Source organism: Cupriavidus sp. YAF13 (assembly GCF_052113425.1).
Lineage (GTDB): Bacteria > Pseudomonadota > Gammaproteobacteria > Burkholderiales > Burkholderiaceae > Cupriavidus.
The window spans coordinates 76,160-96,555 of sequence record NZ_JBFRDD010000026.1 but is presented as its reverse complement, the minus strand read 5'-3'; the positions used below and the strand labels follow the sequence as shown (position 1 = coordinate 96,555).

Below are 20,396 nucleotides of genomic sequence, written 5' to 3'. Positions count from 1 at the left end.
GCCCGCCCTTGGCGCGGACACGCTGTTGGGGCTTTTCGTGGCAAATCGACGTGCGCTGGTGGGTGCCGCGGCCCGCATCGTGGGTTCTCGCGACCAGGCCGAAGACGTGGTGCAGGACGCCTTCCTGCGCTTGCGCACCATGACGGACGAGCCGTCGATCCGCAGCCGTCTCAGCTACCTGTTCCAGATCGTTCGAAACCTGGCGATCGACACGTACCGACGGCAGTCGCTGGAACAGAAATGGATGGCGCCGGAGGACGAAGGCGTCAACGCGCCCTCCCCGGCCACGCTGCCCGACATCATCGTCCGGGATCGCCAGGCGCTGTGCGCGCTGATGGGCGCGCTGGCCGAACTGCCGGAGCGCACGCAACGCGCGTTCGAGATGTGCCGCGTGCAGGGCATGGCGCAGAAGGATATTGCTTCGGAACTCGGCGTCTCGCCGACGCTCGTGAATTTCATGGTGCGCGATGCCTGCATCCATTGCCGTGCCCGATTGACCCGCCAGCAGGCCATCTGACTGGCGCACCCAAGACCGCCTCGAATCGCCGCCACGCCGGTATCACGGCCTGCCCCCGCTGGCAAGGCTGACCGAAGCCACCGCGTTGCCAATCCACCGAGCCCCCTTGGACAATCTGGAATCGGCACTGCTATATTGCGTGAACCGATTCCGCCCCCCGATTCCATGGCGCGCTCGCTAGCGCTCGTCGCGTTGGCCGCTTCGCTGTCTGGTTGTGCCGGCGCCCCGTCCATAGGCCTGTTTGGAGCCTATTTCCCGCTCTGGCTGCTGAGCGCCGTGATTGGCATCGCGGGAGCCATCGTTGCCTGGCGCATCCTCATCGCCACGGGCTGGGCGGATACTCTCGGTTTCCCGCTGCTCGTCAACACGGCAATCGGCCTGATGATCGCCGAGATCGTCTGGCTCCTCGGTACGGGGCACATCCTGGGCTGTGGGCAACGACGACGACGCCATCGCCACCGTCCATGCCCGCGAAGCGGCGCTGGCCGTCGCCCCCGCGCGCTGGAGGACACCGTGGTCCGCGCCCCGCACGAGGGCCGGGTGACCGGCCTGAGCGTGCTGTCTGGCGAAGTCGTGCTGCCCAACCAGTCGCTCTTCGTGCTCGTCCACACCGGCGAGTGGTTCACCGTGGCGAACTTCCGCGAAACGCAGCTCGCGAATATCCATCCGGGCGACTGCGCGACCGTCTATTCGATGATCGATCACCGACAGGCCATGCCGGGGAAGGTGGAAAGCACCGGCGTAGGCATCACCGATACCGACAAGATCAACCTGCCGCGCTCGCTGCCGTATGTCCAGGCCTCCGTGAACTGGGTGCGGGTGGCGCGCCGCTTCCCGGTGCGGATCAAGCTGGAAGCGCCGCCGGAGACGCTGGCGCGCGTGGGTGCGAGCGCAATCGTCGAGGTCCGGCATAGCGCGTCCTGCCGCTGACGGATTCCGGCTCCGGCTGGGGGACCTGCGCGCCTTGCTGGCCCCCTTCCCGGGCCGCACGACCGCATCACGAGCATCGCGGTGGCCAGCACGCTCACCGCCCTGATCTGCGCGATCTACGGCACGCCCGAAGCGGCCATATCCGCCTACGTCATCTTCTTTATCAACCGCGCCGACCGCACCACGAGCATCGTGATGAGCGTGGCGGCGCTGTTTCTCGTCAGCCTGATCATCGGCCTGGTGATCGGGCTGGCCGATTTCACGCTCGACAGCCCGATGCTGCGCGTTGCGTGCATGGCGGTGCTGTCCGCCGGCCTGCCGTTCCTGACGTCCGCCAGCAAGCTGCGACCCATTGGCGCCATTGTCGCCATGATCATCGGCTTCGGTCTCGACGAACTGGGCCTCGTGCACGCCGATGAACTGGCCACGCGCGGGCTGCTCCATGCGTGGCTGATGGTCGCGATTCCCATCGGTGCCAACGTCGTGGTCGTCTATGTAAATCAGGCTGGGGAGGTGGCTCCAATTCAATTGTCTACTCAGTGCGTAGACAATGTCCTCGCTCGGAAAAGCCTCGGCGAAGCGCACATATGCCGCAAATTCTTGGCGCTGAAGCCGCTACCATACTCCACCTCCGACTGCAGCGACAGAGAAACGACGATCTGCCGAGCATGACCCCTGCGCGTATCTCAAGGACGTCCTCACGCGCTTACTGTTTCTGTCGATCTGAAGAATTGCCTGGAGGTTTGCCTGTGCAACCGACGCTCAATATCAAAAGTCGCTTCAGGACATGTTCCCCTGCGGTCCATACTTGCGCCGTAGCTGCACTTGAGGAAGCGCGCGGGCATTGGCAGGTTGCCGGCTCGGTTGCGTGAGATGAAGCTATGAAGAAGAGAAGGTTGCTCTATCACGATCACGGCCATCGCAGTGCCGCGTTGGCCCTCCGTCGAATGTGAACCGAATGAATCACATAGCTCCGTTTCCTCTACCACATCTGACGGTGAGGTAGGCAACTCGAGCATCCAGCGCGTTTCCTGCCGATACGGAGCTGAAAGCCCATTAAATCACTGGTCTTTTTCCCACTTCCTGCCAACGATCATGAGCCCAATTAGGGCGTCCTGCTGGCTTCAGCGGCGCCTCACGGGTCGTTTTGGTCGGATCATGCTAATTACCCCTCATTCCGAGCCGTCTGTATTACCATTCTTCCCGGTGCGCCGCGACTCCAGCTCTCGCCGCGTCTTGGCTAGCTCCTTGGCTAGCAGTTTTTCATCAGGCAGCACGGTCTGGTATTCGGCAGCTAGCACCTTGTTGGGCAGACCTTCCAATGCATAGTGGGCCTCTGATGCACCTTTTTCGGCGCAAAGGATCAACCCCACCGATGGATTCTCTCCAGGCTTCATCCAGTGTTCGCGCGCATAATTAAGATACAGGCGCATCTGCCCTGCGTCTGCATAGCTGAACTTGCCCACCTTGAGGTCGATCACCAATAGGCACTTGAGTCTACGGTGAAGGAAAAGGAGATCGACGCGAAACCAACTGTCGTCAATTCGCAGTCGGCGCTGGCGCCCGATGAAGGCAAAGTCATCGCCCAGTTCGAGCCGGAAGTCAGCCAGATGTCGGATCAATGCGTCTTCGAGGTCAGATTCGGAATACTCGTCCTTTAGGTCGAGAAATTCCAGAACGAACGGGTCTTTGATGGCCTCCTCTGGTGTGATCGCATCACTAGGCTCGGCCAACTCACCTTTTTCCGGCATGCTAGCCTTGTTGCGCGACAGGGCAGTAGTTCGTAGAACTGGGGGCTGATTTGCCGATCACGTTGCCGTACCGACCAGCCCCCGCGCAAGGTTTCGGTCTCATAGAAATGGCGCGCTTGCTCATTTTTGACCGACAACAGACGCACGTAGGCCGACCAAGGCAAGGGAAAGGCCTTGGCAAGGGCGGCTAGATCAATCGCATTGCGCCGCAGTGATTCCGAAAACACGGTACCCACTGAAATCGCAGACAGCGTCTGCGACTTTCGAGCGCGCGGCAATTTCGCAGACGCTGTCTGCAAAATCCGCTCAGGGGGGCCACCCCTGGTAAAAGGAACGCATCTGCTCCAAGTTGCGCTCGGAAAAACCTCGCCCAAATCCGTAGACCGCATTAAATCCGTCACCATTGCGACAGTAAATGTGTCAACACACCGGGCGAGACGGGTCCAGTTCCCGCCAGCCCTTGCCGGGAAAGCGTTCGCGGGCTGCGAAGTAAATTTGTCACCAGCAAACTGCTGCAGGTGGACAAGGTTCCTGCCGGCCCCCGACGGAAGGTGGAGATCGGCCAGGAACGGCCAGTCGATGGCGGTGGAAATATCGGCGACAATACCCCGTCCGACGAAGCCAACGCAATCTTCTGAGCCATGGGAGGATCAATGACATCTGAGGTCGGCCTGGAGAGTCGCAAAGCTGGATTCCAACAGTTTTACGAGGAGCTAATGCCAGTCCTCGTGGACTTTGTAGAAAAGATGGGCATCAGTCCCGCACACGAAGTTCTGCGGCATGCCGGCCAGTTTGCGCCGCTTCTGGACAACGTTCTGCAGTCCATGACGGTTGCAGCCGAAGACAGGCTATGGCTTCTTACCCGGATGAGCTACTTCATTGGTGGGTACTTTGCCCAGAAGTATGGCGGCTGCTGGTACGTAAATGAGGTCCCGGAATCGCAGTACTTTGGCCACTACGTTATTGGGCAATTTGCCTGCTTGGGTAACGCCGCGCCAATGCTCGATTCATTTCAAGTAGCACAGGCATTCGTCGATGCACCAGTCCCCAGGAGTTTAGGGAAACTGCTGGCGGCAGTCGATGCAGAACTGGCCGATCTGAAATCGACCACAATCGCACCTGGCAACTGAACACGCCTAAGCCCGAAAAGGGTCGACTACGGAAGTTCGGAACTGATTCGGGGCGATCGAGCGCTGGTCCGCGACGAACTTCCGGGTTCGGCCATGAGCTGACGCTCACGGACGGCAGCTTTACAGCACTGTCCGTTGGGCCGCGCCGGGCGTACGATCAGGGGCGCTGCTTGAATTCAGCCTACGAGGCGTCGCACGATACTTGGCGGCCTCGGCGCGCACGCGCCGCTGCTCCGCGGTCACGTAGGTACTGGTGGTTTGCAGCGAGGCGTGGCCGAGCACGCGCTGCACCACGTCCAGCGGCGTGTCGGCTGTCACCGCTTGGGTGCCAAAGCGTCTGCGGAGAGGGTGCCATGCAACTGGCGCCTCCCGGCCTCGCGCAGGTCCGGCAGCAGGTCCAGCAACTGGTAGATGGCCCAGCGCATCAGCGCGCGCGCCGCGCACTGAGTACCCCTCGATGCGCGACCGCGGTTCAATGCCGAGTCGCTGAGGCTGCAACCAGCAAGGACGACGTCGACGCCACAGTCGATGCCGCTCCAGAGAGTTTCCAGTTGTAGGGCGCCAATTCCTCGATCGGGTTAATCGGATGTGGTCCGGAGGGGAGCACTGCGTCCGCTGCGCAGAAATTCTATTCTCCGGCAGCCTAACCTGATCCACCTGTAGACCCAGGAGCCTCTTCACGTCTCTCACTGCGACACCAATATACGAGGGGCGCCGTGGCGCCCTTTTCGCTGTCAGCCTTTGACCGGGCAGTCGGGGTTCAAGCAAGCACTTCCAAACCATGCTTCTGGACGACTTGCAGCAACCTGGCTGCCATCCCGCTAGGCTGCTTCTGCCCGCTCTCCCATTTCTGAATGGTTGACGTACTTGTGTTCAGATAGCGAGCAAAAATGGGCTGGCTCACTTTGACCGATTTGCGGATCTGAACGATGTCCTTAGCATCGAAGTGTGGCGGTTCTTCCAGGCACAAGTCGTCATACTCGCGCATGGTTTTCTTGTCGATGGACTTCGCCTTCAGGAGGCCAGATGCGGCGCTGTGGATTGCCTCAAAGGCGTCGGTCTTGAATCGTTTAGCAGTCATGGCAAATCTCCAGTAGCTCCCCTTGATCGAGCAGTCCAGCGATCTGCGACGCGGAGGCCGCCGCGTAATCCTTGGAAAGCTTCTTGAACCCGTCCGGTTCCTTATCGCTAATGTTCTCCCGGTCCTTCTTCGCGAACAAGTAGGTAAATATCCATCGCTTGCCGACCTTGTTGAGGACAATTGAGCGATGCCTGTTCTTGTTGAGCCGCTTCTTCCAAACGCCGCCGCCTAGATCATCGCCTTGGCTCAGCATCAGTTCCTGTGCAGCCTCACATAATTCAGCATCGTCGATTCCAGCCTTGCTTGCCGTTTTGCTGAACCAGGACGTTTTGAAGACACGCAGCGCAGGACTTTTCATGTAGCTGGCCAGAAATCAGATGACAAAGTCTAGCACTCAGTGCAATACTTTTCAATAAAGCACACGACAAGTACCGCATACCACACCGCTCCGCGGTCACCTGCCGAGCGAGCATTGCGCAGATCAGGCGCCCATAACGTGCCTCATGCAGCATATAGCTGGTCACTTCGTCCGTCCCGCCTTCTGCTCGGCTTGACGACTACTTGCTGGATTTGCAGCGCAATGCACTGACAACTTGGACGAGTATGGCAGTGATCGGATCGTGGACGGGATTGCGGTAGCCATCCGCAATCACTCGGTCCGACCGACGCGGAAATGTTCCACCGTCTGCCCGGCGTGAATTGCCCGCTGCAGCCAGTCCGGCATGGCGCCGCGGCCGTCCCAGCCCTGCCCGTGCGCGTTGCGGTAGCGCACCGCGCTAGGCGACGGGGTCGGCGGGGTCTCAGTAAGGCAGCCGGCGGCCTGCAGGTCGGCCAGGGTCAGGCCGTGCTGGGCCATCTGGATGCGGATCCAGGTAATCGCTTACGCGCGCTCGATTTCGATCGACATGGCGTAGGTGAATGGATTTGGGGCGGCGCCGGATCCCGCGTGGTGCCGTCTGGTGGGGAGTGTTGAACTTCAAGTTGTTCCAGGTGGTGGTTGCTGTGAGAATCAGCGCAGATAGGACGACGTGGCCACCCTCGCCGCTTTAATTTTAATCAAATCCGCAGAGGCCGTCGGCTGTCTGCCCCCGGGTGGCTTGTCCACAGGCTTGTCCCCTCGTGCGGTATCCGACACCTCCGACGCGCCCCGTCAGGCCGGCCCGGGCTTGAACTTGGTGCGCGTCGCCGGCGCCCGGCGCCTGGTCGTTGCCAGGCGACGCGACGCGGTGGCTTCCGCTTGTGCGCGCTCGGCCTGCCGCAGCGCCGCATCCAGTCCGGCCCGCAGCCCGTCTTGTGCCACTTGCGCTCGCTCGAGCGCCTGCTCGGCCGCCGCCAGTTGCCGGCTGAGCGTGTCGCGCTCGGCCTGCAGCCGCGCCCGTGCCTCGGCGCCGGCCACGGCCGCCTCCTGCGCCCTCGCCTGCATGGCCGCCAGTTCGGTGCGCAGGTCCGCGACCGCCTGCTCGGCCTTCTGCCGCAGCGTGCGCTCCTGGTCAATTTCACGCAGCGCGCGGCGCTCGGTGGCGCTGGCGCGCTCTTGTGCCACCACCACCTGCTCGCGGGTGCGCTCCAGGTCCGCCGAGAACTGCGTGTGCATCTCGCCCAGTTGCCGCTCCAGCGCCTCGACCTGGCGCTTGCTCTCGTCGTGACGCGCCTGCGCGGCCGCGTGGGCTTGGCGCTCGGCGTCCAGTTCCCCTTGCAGCGCCGCGCGCGCGCTCTGGACGGCGTCGCGCTCGGCCTGCACAGCGGCGGTTTCCTGCTCGGCCACCACCACCGCGGCCCGCGCCTGGTCGCGCTGCGCTTCCGCCTCGCTCGCCTGTAGCCGCGCCTCCACCCGCAAGGCGGCCAGCTCGCCGCTAGCGGCCTCGTTGGCGGCCTGCCAGATCGATTGCACGGCGTCGGCCGCGATCACCTTGAGCGCGTCCGGCAGCCCGGGCTGGTCGATGGTCACGCGCATCTTGCCGCGCAAATCCTGCCAGAACTGCGCCAGCACTTCGGTCGGCGTGCCCATGCTGCCCTTGCGCACCAGGCCGTAGAGCTTGTTGGCGGTGGGGGTGACCCCGTATCTAAAAAACAGCAGGGCGCAAACCTCGCGGTAGAGCGCGCGGGTCTCGGGGAACTGCGTGCGCAGGCTGGCCACGTCGGCGGCGAGCGTCGCCTGCAGGGCGGCGTCGGGAGCGGCGTCGAGCGGCGTGCGAGCGGGGCTATCGGGAGGGTTGGCGGTCATGTTGGGGCGAAAGGCGAGTCAGATTTGTATAAATATTACTACGTAATACGTCAATTATCTTAAATAAACAAACAATCTTTAGACATAAGTGTCATTCTGTCTATAATTACGTCTGACCCAGATTCAGACCTACTCCTAACCACCCACTCAATGGATTCCCTGCCGCTGCCCACCACACCCGCCATGCCGATCGAGCAGCTGCAGCCGCCCGCCGCGCTGTCCGGCGCCGAAGGCACCAACCGGGCTCGTGGCGGAATCCCCCAGATCGCGGCAAAGGACGATGTGGCCGCCGTGAGCGCCTGGCTGGCCCGCTACGCCGATACTCCCGCCACGCTGCAGACCTACCGGCGCGAGGTCGAGCGCTTGCTACTGTGGGCCGTCCTGCAGCACGGCAAGGCACTCTCGTCGCTGACCCACGAGGACCTGCTGCTGTACGAGCGTTTCCTGGCCGATCCGCAACCGGCTGCGCGCTGGGTCATGGCATCGCGCAAGAAGCTGGCGCGCGGCGCGCCCGGGTGGCGGCCCTTTGCCGGCCCGCTTTCCCCGGTCAGCGCACGCCATGCGATGGTCATCCTCAACACGTTGTTTGCCTGGCTGGTCAGCGCCGGCTACCTGGCCGGCAATCCACTCTCGCTGGCACGCACCCGGCGCGGCCAGCCTAAGCCGCGCATCACGCGTTACCTGAGCCACGCCATGTGGCAGGCGGTCAAGGACGCGATCGACGCCATGCCGGGCACGCTCGACAGTGCGACCGAGCGCGACCGCCTGCACGCGGCGCGCTGCCGCTGGCTGCTGACCGTGCTGTATCTGGGCGGCTTGCGGGCGGCGGAGGTGGCCAGCACGCGCATGGGGGCGTTTTTCTGCCGGCGCGACAGCCATGGCCTGGAGCGTTGGTGGCTGGAGGTGACGGGCAAGGGGGATAAGACGCGGCTGGTGCCGGCTACGGACGAAATGATGGTGGAGCTGGCGCGCTATCGCAGCGCCCACGGCCTGCCGCCGATGCCATTGCCCGGCGAGGAGCGCCCCATCGTGCTGCCGATCATTGGCAAGGAAAAACCCTTGTCACGCGGCGCGCTGCACCTGGTGCTCAAGGAGATCTTCGGGATGGCGGCCGCGCGCCTGCGCGCACGCGGCCCTGAGTGGGAAAGCCGGGCCGCGGTGCTGGCCAGCGCGTCGGCGCACTGGCTCCGCCATACCGCGGGCTCGCACATGACCGACCAGCAGGTGGACCTGCGTTTCGTGAGGGACAATTTCGGGCACGCTTCCATCTCGACCACCAGCGCCTACCTGCACACCGAAGACGATGCGCGGCATGAGGCCACGCAGGAACGCCACCGGATCGGATGGAAGCGCTAGCCCCCATCCTGCTGAGCCCTCTTTTCGTGGTCTAAGGGAAAGTGCTGGCGATTAATTGCATTTTCTGACCGCACCGGACGTGGCCAACTTCGACACGACCAATGCTAAATCGGAAACGGTCGGCGAGAAGCGGCCGTTCTCCGGCCCCAGGAAGAAGGGGCAACTCTGCCTAGTGCCGGCCTGCCGGTGAGTTAGCATGGTATTGGCATCCTACAAGCGTAGTGCAGGTACCCGGCTTGTGTGCGCCAAATTCATTTGGCTCGCTTTAGCACGACCTCTCCCGAGGCGGCAGATGTGGTCCCTTTTAGAGTGTAGAGAGCCGATTGCATCCCGAAAAAAAAAGAACAGAATGTGCAAAGAGTGCACGACATTGATTTGAAAGGATTCTTTATGCCTGCCGGCCGAACTTCGCCCTACGCCAGCGTGCGCGGCCTCAGCCGCGGCTTGGATGTGCTGAAAGCGCTGAACCGGATGGAAAGCGGGCGCGGCACCGCCCCGCAACTGAGCGAGCAGACCGGGCTGCACCGCACCACGGTCAGGCGCCTACTGGAGACGCTGATAGCGGAAGGCTTCGTGCGCCGCAGCAAGTCGGACGACAGCTATCGCCTGACGCTGCAGGTCAGGGCCTTGAGCGAAGGCTTCAATGACGATGAGTGGATTTCCACTATCGCCGCGCCGCTGATGGGCGAGTTGCTGCAGCGCGTGCTGTGGCCGTCCGACCTGACGACGCCCGACGGCGACGCTATGATCATTCGCGAGACCACGCACAGGTTCAGCCCCCTGTCCTTTCACCGGGCGATGGTGGGAAGGCGTCTGCCGATGCTGTCGACGGCCGCCGGACGGGCCTATTTTGCGTTTTGCGGCGACGGGGAACGGGAAGACATCCTCAACCTGCTGCGCTCAGGCGACGGAGGCGATGAGCAGGCGGCGCTGGCCAACAACACCGCCTATGTCCGCAAGTTGGTCGAGCGCGTGCGCGCGGATGGCTTTGGATCGAATCGCGGCGAGTGGCTAGAGCAGCGCAAGATCGGCGCGGTCGCCGTGCCGATCCTGCACGCGGACGGCGTGCGCGGCAGCCTCAATGTGGTGTATCTTGCGCGCGCCCTGACCGAGGAGGACGCGATCAAGCGCTTCGTGGCACCGCTGCAGGACATTGCGAATCGCGTGCGGGAAATGATGGTCCTCCCCAAGTCGGCACGGAAGACAACTTAGGCAAGTCGCCCACGACGGCGCCAAGCGGCCGCGTGAGGATAAAGGCTGCCCAGAACAGCATGGTGCGGGACATTCTCGTCCAATAGTAGGCCGCGACCATCGTTGCTAGCAGCGCGCCAAAGGCCATCATCCCGTCCAGGTATCTCATCCTTGCCGTTTCCGCTGTCCAGTCGCCGAGCGCGGTTCCCAATGTCTGCGAGAACATGATCGTCGCCCAGTAGAACATCTCGGCCTTGGGGGATTCCACGGTATCGACCGATACGGTGCCAAGCGTCCGGCACCAGATGGCCAGTGACAGCATCAGCAAGATGGACAGCACTGATGTGCCCCCGGCATAGCTAATCCTCGGGGAGCGGTCAACAAAATCGGCCAGGGTCGTGCCGACAGTCGTGGTGGCGACGATGGGCACCCAGTACAGCGCGGGCTGAGTGCTTCTCGCGCCAGTTGCTGATGAGTGCCTTAGTGATCTCTTCGGCGCTCTTGTCGCGACAAAACCAGCGCGGTCGCTCTCCATGGAATTGAGCGCCTGCGGCACCTACAGCCTGCGCGAGAGGGCCCGGACGTTTGCGTGCTTGATAAGCATAAAACGCTTATAAATCAATCATGTGCATTCCTTGCACATTCTGAAGATTTTTTTGAGCGCGGGGCAATCGATGCATAGACTCTCTAAAAAATCACGAAACTGAATGGAGATGCCCCCATGCCCAACTACTCTGCAGCCCGCGTCGGCAAGACCCTGACCGACGCCTGACCGGCTTCCGCCGCCGCCACCCTGATCTTCAACACGGGGCGGCATTCGTGTCGGATCCGACGCTTCCCGAATTCATCGACCTGCGTCCAGTACGCACTCGGCGCGGGGGCGCGCTCGCCCTTTTTGCCAGAAGGAGACCTATGACCACCACGGCCAACCCGGCGGAGACAGCCGGCAGTCCATCCAGCACAGCCCTCCTGGATACCGATGTCGCCATCATCGGCGCCGGCCCCGTCGGGCTGATGATCGCCAACATCCTCGGCCAGCAAGGCGTTCGCGTGACAGTGATCGAGAAGCTCGACCAGCTCATCGACTACCCGCGCGCCATCGGCCTCGACGACGAAGCCCTGCGCGTGTTCCAGGCGGTCGGCCTGGCCGACACCCTGCTGCCCCACACCACACCAGACCATTGGATGCGCTTCGTCACGAAGGACGGGCACTGCTTCGCCTCGATCGAGCCGCGCACCGACGAATTCGGCTGGTCGCGCCGCAACGCTTTCCTCCAGCCGCTGGCCGACCGGGTGCTCTTCGAAGGCCTGCGGCGCTTCGAGCACGTGCAAGTACTCTTCGGTCTCGGCCTCGAGTCATTTTCGCAGGATGCCTCCGGCGTCAGCATCACAGCTCGCAGCGCCGATGGTCACAGCCGCGTCTTCCGTGCCGGCTACATGGTGGGCGCCGACGGCGGCAACAGCCTCGTGCGCCGCGCATTGGACGTTCCGTTCGAGGGCCGCACCAAGCCGAACCAGTGGATCGTCGTCGACGTGCGCAACGACCCGGTCGGCTCGCCCCACATCTACATGCATTGCGACCACGAGCGCCCGTACGTGTCGGCGGCCCTGCCGCACGGCATCCGCCGCTTCGAGTTCATGGTGATGCCGGGCGAGACGGAGGAAGAACTCTCGAAGCCCGCGAACATGGCGGCGTTGATCAGCAAGGTCGTGGCCGATCCCGACAAGGTCGAGTACATCCGCAAGCGCGTCTACACGCACAACGCGCGGCTGGCCGCGACGTTCCGGGTGGACCGCGTCCTGCTGGCGGGCGACGCCGCGCACATCATGCCGGTCTGGCAGGGCCAGGGCTACAACAGCGGCATCCGCGACGCCAACAACCTCGGCTGGAAGCTCGCCATGGTGGCAAAGGGGCAGGCCGACGCGCGCCTGCTCGACACCTACACCGCCGAGCGCCGTGCCCACGCCCGCGCCATGATCCACCTCTCCGAGGTAGCGGGCGACATCTTCGCGCCAACCACCCGCTTCGGCGCCCGCTTCCGCGACGCCTTCGTGCGCAGCTTCAACGTGCTGCCGGCGGTCAAGCGCTACTTCATCGAGATGCGCTTCAAGCCCATGCCCCGCTACGAGGAAGGCGTGGTGCTGCTGCCGCCGCCGCGCAAGACCGGCGGCTGGCTGGCCCATGTGCTGGAACGTTCCGGCAATTCCGCCCCCGGCCGCCTGCTCGGCCTGATGAGCGAGAAGCGCGACTCGTTCCTCGGCCGCCTGGCCTACGGCCGCGACCCACTCGCCGCGTCCCCGGTCGGCCGCCTCTTCATCCAGCCACGCGTGCGCACCGCCGACGGCCGCCTGGTGTTGCTCGATGACGCCATCGGCAACAGCCTCGCCGTGATTGGCTGGGGCACGGACCCAACCTTCGGCCTGACCGCACAGGCCCGCGAAATCTGCGAGCGGGCGGGCGTGCGCTTCGTGCTCGCCAAGCCGGACGTGCAGCTCCACCATGCCGACGACGTGCCAGAAGGCGTCATTCCCATCGGCGATGCAGCCGGCCGCCTGAAAGACTGGTTCAGCCGGCTGCCGGAGTCCGTGGTGCTGCTGCGTCCCGATCGCTTCGTCGCTGGCGTGTGCACGCCGCAGCAGGTCTCGGCGGCCATCGTCGAGCTGGCCGGCAAGTTGGGCATGATCGACATGCCGGCCGCAGGCGCCACGGCCCAGACACCGCTATCTCGACCGACGCGTGGTCCCCTCGAAATCACACAAGCCGCAGGAGCCTGAACATGCCGATTCACCTGGAGTGTCTGTCGCACACGCCGTTGCATGGCTACTTCGATCCCGCGCCTGATGTCGTGGCCGAGGTCGAGCGCGTGCAGGCCGCGGCGCGTGAGCGCGTGCGCGCCTTCGATCCCGAGTTGATCGTCCTCTTCGCGCCCGATCACTACAACGGCTTCTTCTACGACATGATGCCACCGTTCTGCATAGGCGCCGCCGCGCAGGCGATTGGTGACTTTCGCAGCATGGCCGGCACCTTGCCCGTGCCCGGCGACCTCGCCCTGGCACTCGCCGAAAGCGTGCTCGCGGCGGAGATCGACGTGTCGATCTCGTACCGGATGCAGGTCGACCACGGCTTCGCCGACGCGCTGGAAACCCTGGCCGGCAGGCTCGACCGCTACCCGGTCATCCCGGTCTTCATCAATTCGGTCGCGCCCCCGATGGCCACCCTGCGTCGCGCCCGCCTGCTGGGCGATGCGATCGGCCGCTTCCTGGCCCGGACGGGCAAACGGGTACTGGTGGTAGGTTCCGGCGGTATCTCGCACGAACCTCCAGTGCCGGAACTGATCGGCGCGACGGAGGAAGTCGCCGAGCGGCTGATCGCCGGGCGCAATCCGTCGCCAGAATCGCGAGCCGCCCGGCAAGCACGCACCCTGGCCGCCGCCAAGGCGTTCGCGGCCGGCGACAGCCGCCTGCATCCGCTCAACCCGGAATGGGACCGCACCTTCCTGAACCATCTCGCCTCCGGCGAGCTGACCGCCGTCGACGGCATGACCAATGATGCCATCACCCGCGAAGGCGGCAAGTCGGCGCACGAGATCCGCACCTGGGTCGCGGCCTTCGGCGCGCTGGCGGCCTCCGGCCCCTACAGCGCCTCCCTCGACTACTACCGCGCCATCCCGGAATGGATCGCGGGCTTCGCCACCATGCATGCCGTGCCGCGCGCCACCCTTGCGCCGGCGGCCTGACCGATATCAAGGAGACCCAGATGTCCGACCAGAACATCAACGCCATCGCCGCGCGCCTGCGTGAAGCCGAGGCGACGCGCCAGACCGTCGCCCCGGTCCGCGGCGATATCGCCATCGACGATATCGCCACCGCCTACGCCATCCAGCAGGCCAACATCGACGCCCGCGTGGTGAATGGCGAACGTATCGTCGGCCGCAAGATCGGCCTGACCTCCGTGGCCGTGCAGAAGCAGCTCGGCGTGGACCAGCCTGATTTCGGTGCGCTGTTCGCCGGCATGGCCTACGGCGACAGCCAGCCGATGCCGCTGTCGCGCCTGCTTCAGCCGAAGGTGGAGGCGGAGATCGCCCTCGTACTGAAGCACGACCTGGCCCACGAGCAGCACACCTTCGCCGACATCCTGTACGCCACGGCCTATGCACTGGCCGCCATCGAAGTGGTCGACAGCCGCATCCAGAACTGGGACATCCGCTTCGTCGACACCGTGGCCGACAACGCCTCCAGCGCCCTGTTCGTACTGGGCAGCCGCCCGGTATCGCTGTCGGCCATTGATCTCACCGCCTGCTCGATGACGCTGTCGCAGGACGGCGAGGCGCTGTCACGCGGCAACGGCGCCGCCTGCCTGGGCAACCCGCTGAATGCGGCCGTGTGGCTGGCCGACCGGATGGTCCGGCTCGGCACCCCGCTGCGCGCCGGCGACATCGTACTAACCGGTGCGCTCGGCCCGATGGTGCCGGTCACGCGGGAGGGGACGTTCACCGCTGAAATCGAAGGGCTTGGCAGCGTCCGCGCGACGTTCGCCGAATGACACGCGAATAACAAGGAAAATCACTTGGCTTCCAAAAAACTCAAGGCAGCGATCATCGGCTCCGGCAACATCGGCACCGACCTGATGATCAAGATCCTGCGCAACAGCAAGCATCTGGAAATAGCGGCGATGGTCGGCATCGATCCCGCCTCCGACGGGCTGGCGCGGGCCGCCCGGCTGGGCGTGGCCACCACACACGAAGGCGCCGATGGCCTTAGCCGCCTGCCGGTGTTCGACGAGATCGACTTCGTCTTCGACGCCACCTCGGCGGGCGCGCACGTGAAGAACGATGCACTGCTACGCCAGCGCAAGCCGGGCCTGCGCGTGATCGACCTGACGCCCGCCGCCATCGGCCCATACTGTGTGCCGGTGGTCAATCTCGACGCCCAACTGGACGCGCGCAACGTCAACATGGTCACCTGCGGCGGCCAGGCCACGATTCCCATCGTGGCGGCCGTGTCGCGTGTAGCAAAGGTCCACTATGCTGAGATCGTTGCCTCGATCAGCAGCAAGTCGGCCGGACCGGGCACGCGCGCCAATATCGACGAGTTCACCGAGACGACGTCGAAGGCCATCGAGGTGGTCGGCGGCGCGGCTAAAGGCAAGGCCATCATCGTGCTCAATCCGGCCGAGCCGCCGGTGATGATGCGCGACACTGTCTATACCCTGTCCGACGTGGCCGACCGCGAGACGATCGAAGCCTCGATCGCCGACATGGTCCGCGCCGTGCATGCCTACGTGCCTGGCTATCGTCTCAAGCAGACCGTGCAGTTCGATGAGATCCCGGCCAGCGCGCCGCTGAACATCCCCGGCCTGGGCCGCTTCAGCGGAATGAAAACCTCGGTGTTCCTCGAAGTCGAGGGCGCCGCCCATTACCTGCCTGCCTACGCGGGCAATCTCGACATCATGACCTCCGCCGCCCTCGCCACCGCCGAGCGGATGGCGCAATCGCTGCTGGCGACCGAAGCGTCCACTGAAGCGATCACTGAAGGAGTCTGACCATGAGCACCCCCGGCAAGAAACTCTACATCTCTGACGTGACGCTGCGTGACGGCAGCCACGCGGTACGGCACCAGTACTCCATCCGCAACGTGCAGGACATCGCCCGCGCACTGGACGGCGCCAAGGTCGACAGCATCGAAGTCGCGCATGGCGATGGCCTGCAAGGATCGAGCTTCAACTACGGCTTTGGCGCGCACAGCGACCTCGAATGGATTGCCGCCGTGGCGGACGTGGTGGAGCACGCGAAAATCGCCACACTGCTGCTGCCGGGCATCGGCACCACGCACGACCTGAAGGCAGCCTACGACGCCGGCGCGCGCGTGGTCCGCGTCGCCACGCATTGCACCGAGGCCGACATTTCCAGGCAGCACATCGAATACGCGCGTGAACTTGGCATGGACACCGTGGGGTTCCTGATGATGAGCCACATGACCACGCCGGCGAACCTCGCCATTGAGGCGAAGAAGATGGAAAGCTACGGCGCGACCTGCATCTATGTGGTCGACTCGGGCGGAGCGCTGACGATGACCGACGTACGCGATCGCTTCCGTGCGCTCAGAGGGGTGCTGAATCCCGAGACGCAGACGGGCATGCATTCGCACCACAACCTGTCGCTCGGCGTGGCCAACTCCATCGTCGCCGTCGAGGAAGGCTGCGACCGCGTCGATGCTTCGCTGGCCGGCATGGGCGCGGGGGCGGGGAATGCGCCGCTCGAGGTCTTCATCGCAGCTGCCGAGCGGCTGGGCTGGAACCACGGCACCGACCTCTACACCCTGATGGACGCCGCCGATGACCTCGTGCGCCCGCTCCAGGACCGCCCCGTGCGCGTGGACCGCGAGACGCTCGCGCTCGGCTACGCGGGGGTCTACTCGAGCTTCCTGCGCCATTCGGAAGTCGCGGCGAAGAAGTACGGGCTGAAGACCGTCGACATCTTGGTCGAACTGGGCAAGCGCCGGATGGTCGGTGGCCAGGAAGACATGATCGTCGACGTCGCGCTGGACCTCAGCAAGCGCGCGCTCGAAGCGCAACAGTGATCCGATGAGCGGCGCGCCCGGAGCACGCCGCTCGTCACCACCAACTAACGACCGCGAGAACACGCCACCGCCGATCGCCACCAAGAGCGTCCCGCATCGACCCATCTGGAGACTACCCATGAACACGACGATACGCCCCGGCGGCAGCGGCAAGGCTGCCGCGACCGGGAGCCTCACCACCATCGGCCTGTGCCTGGCCATCGCCCTGCTCGAAGGGCTCGACCTGCAATCCGCCGGCGTGGCCGCGCCTCGCATCGCCAAGGAATTCTCGCTGTCCGTCGCACAGATGGGCTGGGCGTTCAGCGCCGGTGCCATCGGCCTGCTGCCCGGCGCGGCGTTGGGCGGACGGTTCGCCGACCGTCTCGGGCGCAAGCGCGTGCTGATGCTCTCCGTCGCACTGTTCGGGTTGCTCTCGCTGGCGACGACACTGGTCTGGAACTTCGAATCCCTGCTAGCCGCGCGCGTACTGACCGGGCTCGGGCTGGGCGCGGCGATGCCGAACCTGATCGCGCTGTGCTCGGAGGCGGCCTCCCCCCGCCACCACAACACGGCCGTGGGCGCCATGTACTGCGGGATGCCGTTCGGCGCCGCGCTGGCGGCCGCCATCGGTATCGTCAGCCCGGGAGATGAGGGCTGGCGACACATCTTCTACGTCGGCGGCTTGGGCCCGTTGCTGACCCTGCCGCTGCTGGGCCTGTGCCTGCGCGAATCGGCGCAGTTCGTCGAGGCGAAGGCGAGGGCCACGACGACAGCAGCGGGCGGTGCTGCCGATACGGGCTTCGTCGATGCCCTCTGGCGCGGCAGCCGCGCCCGTGCCACGATCGCCCTCTGGACCAGCTATCTTGGCACGCTCATCGTCCTGTATTTCCTGATGAACTGGCTGCCCTCGATGGTGTTGTCGAACGGCCTGAGCCGCGTACAGGCCGGCGCGGCGATGATGATGTTCAACATCGGCGGCGGCATCGGCGCGGTGGCCATCGCGGGGGTCATGGACCGCTTCAGCCGGCAACTCACGGTCATCGCCATGTACGTGGGGATCGGGGTGGCGCTGGCAGCGCTGGCGGGCGCGCGCGGCAGCGTCTCGATGGCGTGCGGGGCATTCTTCTGCGGCCTGTTTCTCGTCGGCGGCCAATCGGTGCTGTATGCGCTGGCGGGCCAGGCGTATCCCACCGAGGTGCGCGGGACCGGGGTCGGCGCGGCGGTCGCCGTGGGACGGCTCGGCTCGATCCTCGGGCCCCTCGTCGCCGGGCAGCTCTTCGCGATCGGCCAGAGCGCGTCGATGCTCGTCGCGTCCAGCATTCCCCTCATCGTCGTGGCCGCGATCGCAGCCCTGACGCTGGTGGGCGGCTTCCCATCCCTGAAATCGGGCCCCGCCCTCCCCGGCGTCCGGCCCAAGACCTGAATCCATCTGCCTCAGCAAGGAAACACATCATGCAATCCACTGCACAATCCATCACGGAAGAATCGACCAGCCGCTTTGTCACCGTCAGGGCCGGCGACACCGAGTTCCGCATCCACTACAACGACACCGGGTCCGGCACGGAGACTGTCGTCATGCTGCACGGATCCGGCCCAGGCGCCAGCGGCTGGGCCAACTTCAACCGCAACATTGAACCGCTGGTGGCGGCCGGCTACCGCGTGCTGCTGGTGGATTGCCCGGGCTGGAGCAAGAGCGATCCCGTGGTCAGCACTGGGTCGCGCTCGGAACTGAACGCCCGCGTGCTGAAGGCCGTGCTGGACGCCCTCGACATCGGGCGCGTGCACCTGCTCGGCAATTCGATGGGTGGCCACAGCGCCGTGGCGTTCGCGCTGGCCAATCCGCAGCGCGTCGGCAAGCTGGTCCTGATGGGCGGCGGGACCGGTGGCCCGAGCCAGTTCGTGCCGATGCCGACCGAGGGGATCAAGTTGCTGAACGGCCTGTATCGCGAGCCAACCATCGAGAACCTGAAGCGGATGATGAGCGTGTTCGTCTACGATCCCAGTTCACTGACCGACGACCTGATGCAGGCCCGACTCGACAACATGCTCGCCCGCCGCGACCACCTCGAGAACTTCGTCAAGAGCATGCAGGCCAACCCAAAGCAGTTCACGGACTACGGCGCCCGCCTGGGCGAGATCACCGCACCCACGCTGGTCATCTGGGGGCGCGAGGATCGCTTCGTGCCGATGGACGTCGGCCTGCGCCTGATCGCCGGCATTCCGAATGCGCAGATGCACATCTTCAACCGCTGCGGCCACTGGGCACAGTGGGAGCACGCCGATGCGTTCAACCGGATGGTAGTCGACTTTCTTGCCAATTAACTGGTACCAACAGTTGGGGCTGCCGCGCCATTTCATGGTTAGACGAACTTTCCATGCACACTGGCCACGGCTACCTTCACGCTCGGGAATGCATATGCCACGCAGTATGTGTACCCGTTCGTTGGCAGGCTTGACCGAGGTGATATGAACGTGAACGAAGAACACGGCCTGAGCGAACGTCAAGGTGAAGTCCTTGAAATGCTGTTGGACGGGGCAAGTAACAAGCATATCGCTAGGCGCTTGGGGATAACGGAGAATGCCGCTAAGGGGGATGTGTCGGCAATCTTCACGCGGCTCGGCGTACCCAACCGCATACATTTATTCGCGCGGCTGAGAGAATACTCAGCGAATCCGGGTCTTCAGCGTGCGGCTCCCAACGTCACGGCGAAGGCCCGAGAGGCTCAATTGCAAGGGTCAACGCAAATGATCCAGGTTACGCCGGCAGACCTCGGGCTGACCCCGCGCCAAGGCACTGTGCTGGCGCTTCTGCTGGAAGGCCATTCCAACAAGGCCATTGCCCGGCAGCTCGGCCTGGCTGAATACACCGTAAAAGAATACCCGTCGACACTTTTCAGAGGCAAGGTGTGCGCAGGCGAGCGCGGGCGTTGGCTAAAATGAGTCAATCATGCTTGGTTTTATCGCAATAGCGCAGTCGGGTAGTGTTGAGGATCATTAAATTGACACCGCCGTCGAGCGCGAGCGCTGCACTCAATACGGGATCAGTTTCTCCTTGGCGAGTTCCCGCGAGTCGAGGAAGGTGCGCATTGGCGTTTTGCCGTAACACCATCGCCCCTGATGTTCTCGCTGCAGCCGTTCGACGATGCCGTCGGTCTGGGGCGACCTGGCCCGCGTACGGGTGTGGTCGATGTCCTCCACGGCCAATTCCTTCAACTCCGTCTCGCTCGATCCGCCGCAGATCCATTGGAGCCAGTCGCTCACCTCCAGCAGCTACCCGGCGTCTCGCGACAGCGAGCGCTTCGTGGTCAATATCCTTGTCGACCACCAGGTCCAGATCTCCAACCAATTTGCCCGAACGTCCGACGACAAGTTCCAAAGTGTCGCGGTCCACGCCGGGCTGGGCGGCGTGCCCATCATCGACGATTGCGCCGCCCATTTGGAATGCACCAAGATCGTGGCCCATCCCGGCGGGGATCACGTGGTGTACATCGGCCAGGTCGAGAAACTCCACCGTGCGCCCCGCCAGGCGCTGGCCTTCGGCGACGGGCGTTATATGGTGACCTTCGCCCATGACCTCGGTGAAGTCCTCGGCGCCGGCGCCACCAGCTGTACACCGGCCCCCATTCCGGCCAAGAGTGGCCGAGATTCCCCACGCCGA

At 64.3% G+C, this 20,396-nt stretch carries 18 protein-coding genes and 6 pseudogenes; 16 read left to right on the top strand and 8 right to left on the bottom strand.

What is annotated here, in order from left to right:
* Nucleotides 1-37: 37 nt before the first annotated feature.
* From AB4061_RS21180 to AB4061_RS21165, 4 genes and pseudogenes are all read left to right on the top strand, one after another.
* Nucleotides 38-517, top strand: a complete 480-nt coding sequence (locus AB4061_RS21180) for an RNA polymerase factor sigma-70 (RefSeq protein WP_441637177.1) — start codon at nucleotides 38-40, stop codon at nucleotides 515-517.
* Between the two features lie 165 nt (nucleotides 518-682).
* Nucleotides 683-943, top strand: a pseudogene (locus AB4061_RS21175) (hypothetical protein); the annotation flags it as partial.
* Nucleotides 944-950: 7 nt separating this feature from the next.
* A pseudogene (locus AB4061_RS21170) lies at nucleotides 951-1,447 on the top strand (HlyD family efflux transporter periplasmic adaptor subunit); the annotation flags it as partial.
* Nucleotides 1,428-1,936, top strand: a pseudogene (locus AB4061_RS21165) (FUSC family protein); the annotation flags it as partial. The pseudogenes AB4061_RS21170 and AB4061_RS21165, both read left to right, overlap by 20 nt.
* A gap of 683 nt (nucleotides 1,937-2,619) precedes the next feature.
* Here AB4061_RS21165 and AB4061_RS21160 read toward each other — a convergent pair.
* A pseudogene (locus tag AB4061_RS21160) lies at nucleotides 2,620-3,573 on the bottom strand (PDDEXK nuclease domain-containing protein); the annotation flags it as partial.
* Nucleotides 3,574-3,851: 278 nt separating this feature from the next.
* On the opposite strand from AB4061_RS21160, the gene AB4061_RS21155 reads away from it, so the two are divergent.
* Nucleotides 3,852-4,328 (top strand): hypothetical protein, encoded by a 477-nt coding sequence (locus tag AB4061_RS21155; protein WP_441637175.1) that lies wholly within the window; start codon nucleotides 3,852-3,854, stop codon nucleotides 4,326-4,328.
* 120 nt (nucleotides 4,329-4,448) lie between these two features.
* On the opposite strand, the gene AB4061_RS21150 is transcribed toward AB4061_RS21155, so the two are convergent.
* The 5 genes from AB4061_RS21150 to AB4061_RS21130 form a co-directional block, all read right to left on the bottom strand.
* On the bottom strand, nucleotides 4,449-5,111 hold the full coding sequence (locus AB4061_RS21150) for a tyrosine-type recombinase/integrase (protein WP_441637173.1): 663 nt from the start codon (nucleotides 5,109-5,111) through the stop codon (nucleotides 4,449-4,451).
* Nucleotides 5,089-5,409 carry a helix-turn-helix domain-containing protein gene (locus AB4061_RS21145; RefSeq protein WP_441637171.1) on the bottom strand — a complete coding sequence of 107 codons (321 nt, stop codon included), beginning with the start codon at nucleotides 5,407-5,409 and terminating at the stop codon, nucleotides 5,089-5,091. The genes AB4061_RS21150 and AB4061_RS21145 overlap by 23 nt, the downstream gene beginning before the upstream one ends.
* On the bottom strand, nucleotides 5,399-5,767 hold the full coding sequence (locus tag AB4061_RS21140) for a type II toxin-antitoxin system RelE/ParE family toxin (protein ID WP_441637169.1): 369 nt from the start codon (nucleotides 5,765-5,767) through the stop codon (nucleotides 5,399-5,401). Before AB4061_RS21140 ends, AB4061_RS21145 begins: the two co-directional genes overlap by 11 nt.
* A gap of 291 nt (nucleotides 5,768-6,058) precedes the next feature.
* Nucleotides 6,059-6,265 (bottom strand): H-NS histone family protein, encoded by a 207-nt coding sequence (locus tag AB4061_RS21135; protein ID WP_441637167.1) that lies wholly within the window; start codon nucleotides 6,263-6,265, stop codon nucleotides 6,059-6,061.
* Nucleotides 6,266-6,559: 294 nt separating this feature from the next.
* On the bottom strand, nucleotides 6,560-7,633 hold the full coding sequence (locus AB4061_RS21130; RefSeq protein WP_441637165.1) for a DNA-binding protein: 1,074 nt from the start codon (nucleotides 7,631-7,633) through the stop codon (nucleotides 6,560-6,562).
* Nucleotides 7,634-7,783: 150 nt separating this feature from the next.
* Here AB4061_RS21130 and AB4061_RS21125 point away from each other — a divergent pair, with 150 nt between their 5' ends.
* Together AB4061_RS21125 and AB4061_RS21120 are read left to right on the top strand one after the other, a co-directional pair.
* Complete coding sequence (locus AB4061_RS21125) at nucleotides 7,784-8,989, top strand: tyrosine-type recombinase/integrase (RefSeq protein ID WP_441637163.1); 1,206 nt, start codon at nucleotides 7,784-7,786, stop codon at nucleotides 8,987-8,989.
* A 390-nt stretch (nucleotides 8,990-9,379) separates the two neighbouring features.
* A complete protein-coding gene (locus AB4061_RS21120) occupies nucleotides 9,380-10,201 on the top strand; it encodes a DNA-binding transcriptional regulator (RefSeq protein WP_441637205.1) in 822 nt (273 codons plus the stop codon).
* Here AB4061_RS21120 and AB4061_RS21115 read toward each other — a convergent pair.
* Nucleotides 10,113-10,715 carry a hypothetical protein gene (locus AB4061_RS21115; RefSeq protein ID WP_441637161.1) on the bottom strand — a complete coding sequence of 201 codons (603 nt, stop codon included), beginning with the start codon at nucleotides 10,713-10,715 and terminating at the stop codon, nucleotides 10,113-10,115. The two genes, AB4061_RS21120 and AB4061_RS21115, sit on opposite strands and share 89 nt — an antisense overlap.
* A 377-nt stretch (nucleotides 10,716-11,092) precedes the next feature.
* On the opposite strand from AB4061_RS21115, the gene AB4061_RS21110 reads away from it, so the two are divergent.
* The 8 genes from AB4061_RS21110 (at nucleotide 11,093) to AB4061_RS21075 (ending at nucleotide 19,678) form a co-directional block, all read left to right on the top strand.
* A complete protein-coding gene (locus tag AB4061_RS21110; RefSeq protein ID WP_441637159.1) occupies nucleotides 11,093-12,955 on the top strand; it encodes a bifunctional 3-(3-hydroxy-phenyl)propionate/3-hydroxycinnamic acid hydroxylase in 1,863 nt (620 codons plus the stop codon).
* A 2-nt stretch (nucleotides 12,956-12,957) separates the two neighbouring features.
* On the top strand, nucleotides 12,958-13,917 hold the full coding sequence (locus AB4061_RS21105) for a 3-carboxyethylcatechol 2,3-dioxygenase (protein WP_441637157.1): 960 nt from the start codon (nucleotides 12,958-12,960) through the stop codon (nucleotides 13,915-13,917).
* A 20-nt stretch (nucleotides 13,918-13,937) separates the two neighbouring features.
* On the top strand, nucleotides 13,938-14,723 hold the full coding sequence (gene mhpD / locus AB4061_RS21100) for a 2-keto-4-pentenoate hydratase (RefSeq protein WP_441637155.1): 786 nt from the start codon (nucleotides 13,938-13,940) through the stop codon (nucleotides 14,721-14,723).
* 24 nt (nucleotides 14,724-14,747) lie between these two features.
* Complete coding sequence (locus AB4061_RS21095) at nucleotides 14,748-15,722, top strand: acetaldehyde dehydrogenase (acetylating) (protein ID WP_441637153.1); 975 nt, start codon at nucleotides 14,748-14,750, stop codon at nucleotides 15,720-15,722.
* A gap of 2 nt (nucleotides 15,723-15,724) precedes the next feature.
* Nucleotides 15,725-16,759: a 4-hydroxy-2-oxovalerate aldolase gene (dmpG, locus tag AB4061_RS21090; RefSeq protein ID WP_441637151.1), complete on the top strand. Its 1,035-nt coding sequence runs from the start codon at nucleotides 15,725-15,727 to the stop codon at nucleotides 16,757-16,759.
* Between the two features lie 118 nt (nucleotides 16,760-16,877).
* Nucleotides 16,878-18,161, top strand: coding sequence for a 3-(3-hydroxy-phenyl)propionate transporter MhpT (mhpT, locus tag AB4061_RS21085; protein WP_441637149.1), 1,284 nt, complete (start codon nucleotides 16,878-16,880; stop codon nucleotides 18,159-18,161).
* A 29-nt stretch (nucleotides 18,162-18,190) separates the two neighbouring features.
* Nucleotides 18,191-19,060, top strand: coding sequence for an alpha/beta fold hydrolase (locus AB4061_RS21080; RefSeq protein WP_441637147.1), 870 nt, complete (start codon nucleotides 18,191-18,193; stop codon nucleotides 19,058-19,060).
* A gap of 144 nt (nucleotides 19,061-19,204) precedes the next feature.
* Entirely contained in the window at nucleotides 19,205-19,678 is a 474-nt protein-coding gene (locus tag AB4061_RS21075) for a response regulator transcription factor (RefSeq protein WP_441637145.1), read from the top strand.
* 90 nt (nucleotides 19,679-19,768) lie between these two features.
* Here the strand turns inward: AB4061_RS21075 and AB4061_RS21070 are convergent.
* Nucleotides 19,769-19,969, bottom strand: a pseudogene (locus AB4061_RS21070) (hypothetical protein); the annotation flags it as partial.
* Here AB4061_RS21070 and AB4061_RS21065 point away from each other — a divergent pair.
* A pseudogene (locus AB4061_RS21065) lies at nucleotides 19,881-20,234 on the top strand (flavin reductase family protein); the annotation flags it as partial. The pseudogenes AB4061_RS21070 and AB4061_RS21065 sit on opposite strands and share 89 nt — an antisense overlap.
* Nucleotides 20,235-20,396: the final 162 nt, after the last annotated feature.

Coding starts and splice junctions, on each gene's coding strand:
- AB4061_RS21155 (WP_441637175.1), top strand. CDS start 3,852: ATGACATCTGAGGTCGGCCTGGAGAGTCGCAAAGCTGGATTCCAACAG.
- mhpD (WP_441637155.1), top strand. CDS start 13,938: ATGTCCGACCAGAACATCAACGCCATCGCCGCGCGCCTGCGTGAAGCC.
- dmpG (WP_441637151.1), top strand. CDS start 15,725: ATGAGCACCCCCGGCAAGAAACTCTACATCTCTGACGTGACGCTGCGT.
- AB4061_RS21125 (WP_441637163.1), top strand. CDS start 7,784: ATGGATTCCCTGCCGCTGCCCACCACACCCGCCATGCCGATCGAGCAG.
- AB4061_RS21080 (WP_441637147.1), top strand. CDS start 18,191: ATGCAATCCACTGCACAATCCATCACGGAAGAATCGACCAGCCGCTTT.
- AB4061_RS21075 (WP_441637145.1), top strand. CDS start 19,205: ATGAACGTGAACGAAGAACACGGCCTGAGCGAACGTCAAGGTGAAGTC.
- AB4061_RS21130 (WP_441637165.1), bottom strand. CDS start 7,633: ATGACCGCCAACCCTCCCGATAGCCCCGCTCGCACGCCGCTCGACGCC.
- AB4061_RS21120 (WP_441637205.1), top strand. CDS start 9,380: ATGCCTGCCGGCCGAACTTCGCCCTACGCCAGCGTGCGCGGCCTCAGC.
- AB4061_RS21110 (WP_441637159.1), top strand. CDS start 11,093: ATGACCACCACGGCCAACCCGGCGGAGACAGCCGGCAGTCCATCCAGC.
- AB4061_RS21115 (WP_441637161.1), bottom strand. CDS start 10,715: ATGGAGAGCGACCGCGCTGGTTTTGTCGCGACAAGAGCGCCGAAGAGA.
- AB4061_RS21135 (WP_441637167.1), bottom strand. CDS start 6,265: ATGGCCCAGCACGGCCTGACCCTGGCCGACCTGCAGGCCGCCGGCTGC.
- mhpT (WP_441637149.1), top strand. CDS start 16,878: ATGAACACGACGATACGCCCCGGCGGCAGCGGCAAGGCTGCCGCGACC.
- AB4061_RS21140 (WP_441637169.1), bottom strand. CDS start 5,767: ATGAAAAGTCCTGCGCTGCGTGTCTTCAAAACGTCCTGGTTCAGCAAA.
- AB4061_RS21145 (WP_441637171.1), bottom strand. CDS start 5,409: ATGACTGCTAAACGATTCAAGACCGACGCCTTTGAGGCAATCCACAGC.
- AB4061_RS21150 (WP_441637173.1), bottom strand. CDS start 5,111: ATGGTTTGGAAGTGCTTGCTTGAACCCCGACTGCCCGGTCAAAGGCTG.
- AB4061_RS21105 (WP_441637157.1), top strand. CDS start 12,958: ATGCCGATTCACCTGGAGTGTCTGTCGCACACGCCGTTGCATGGCTAC.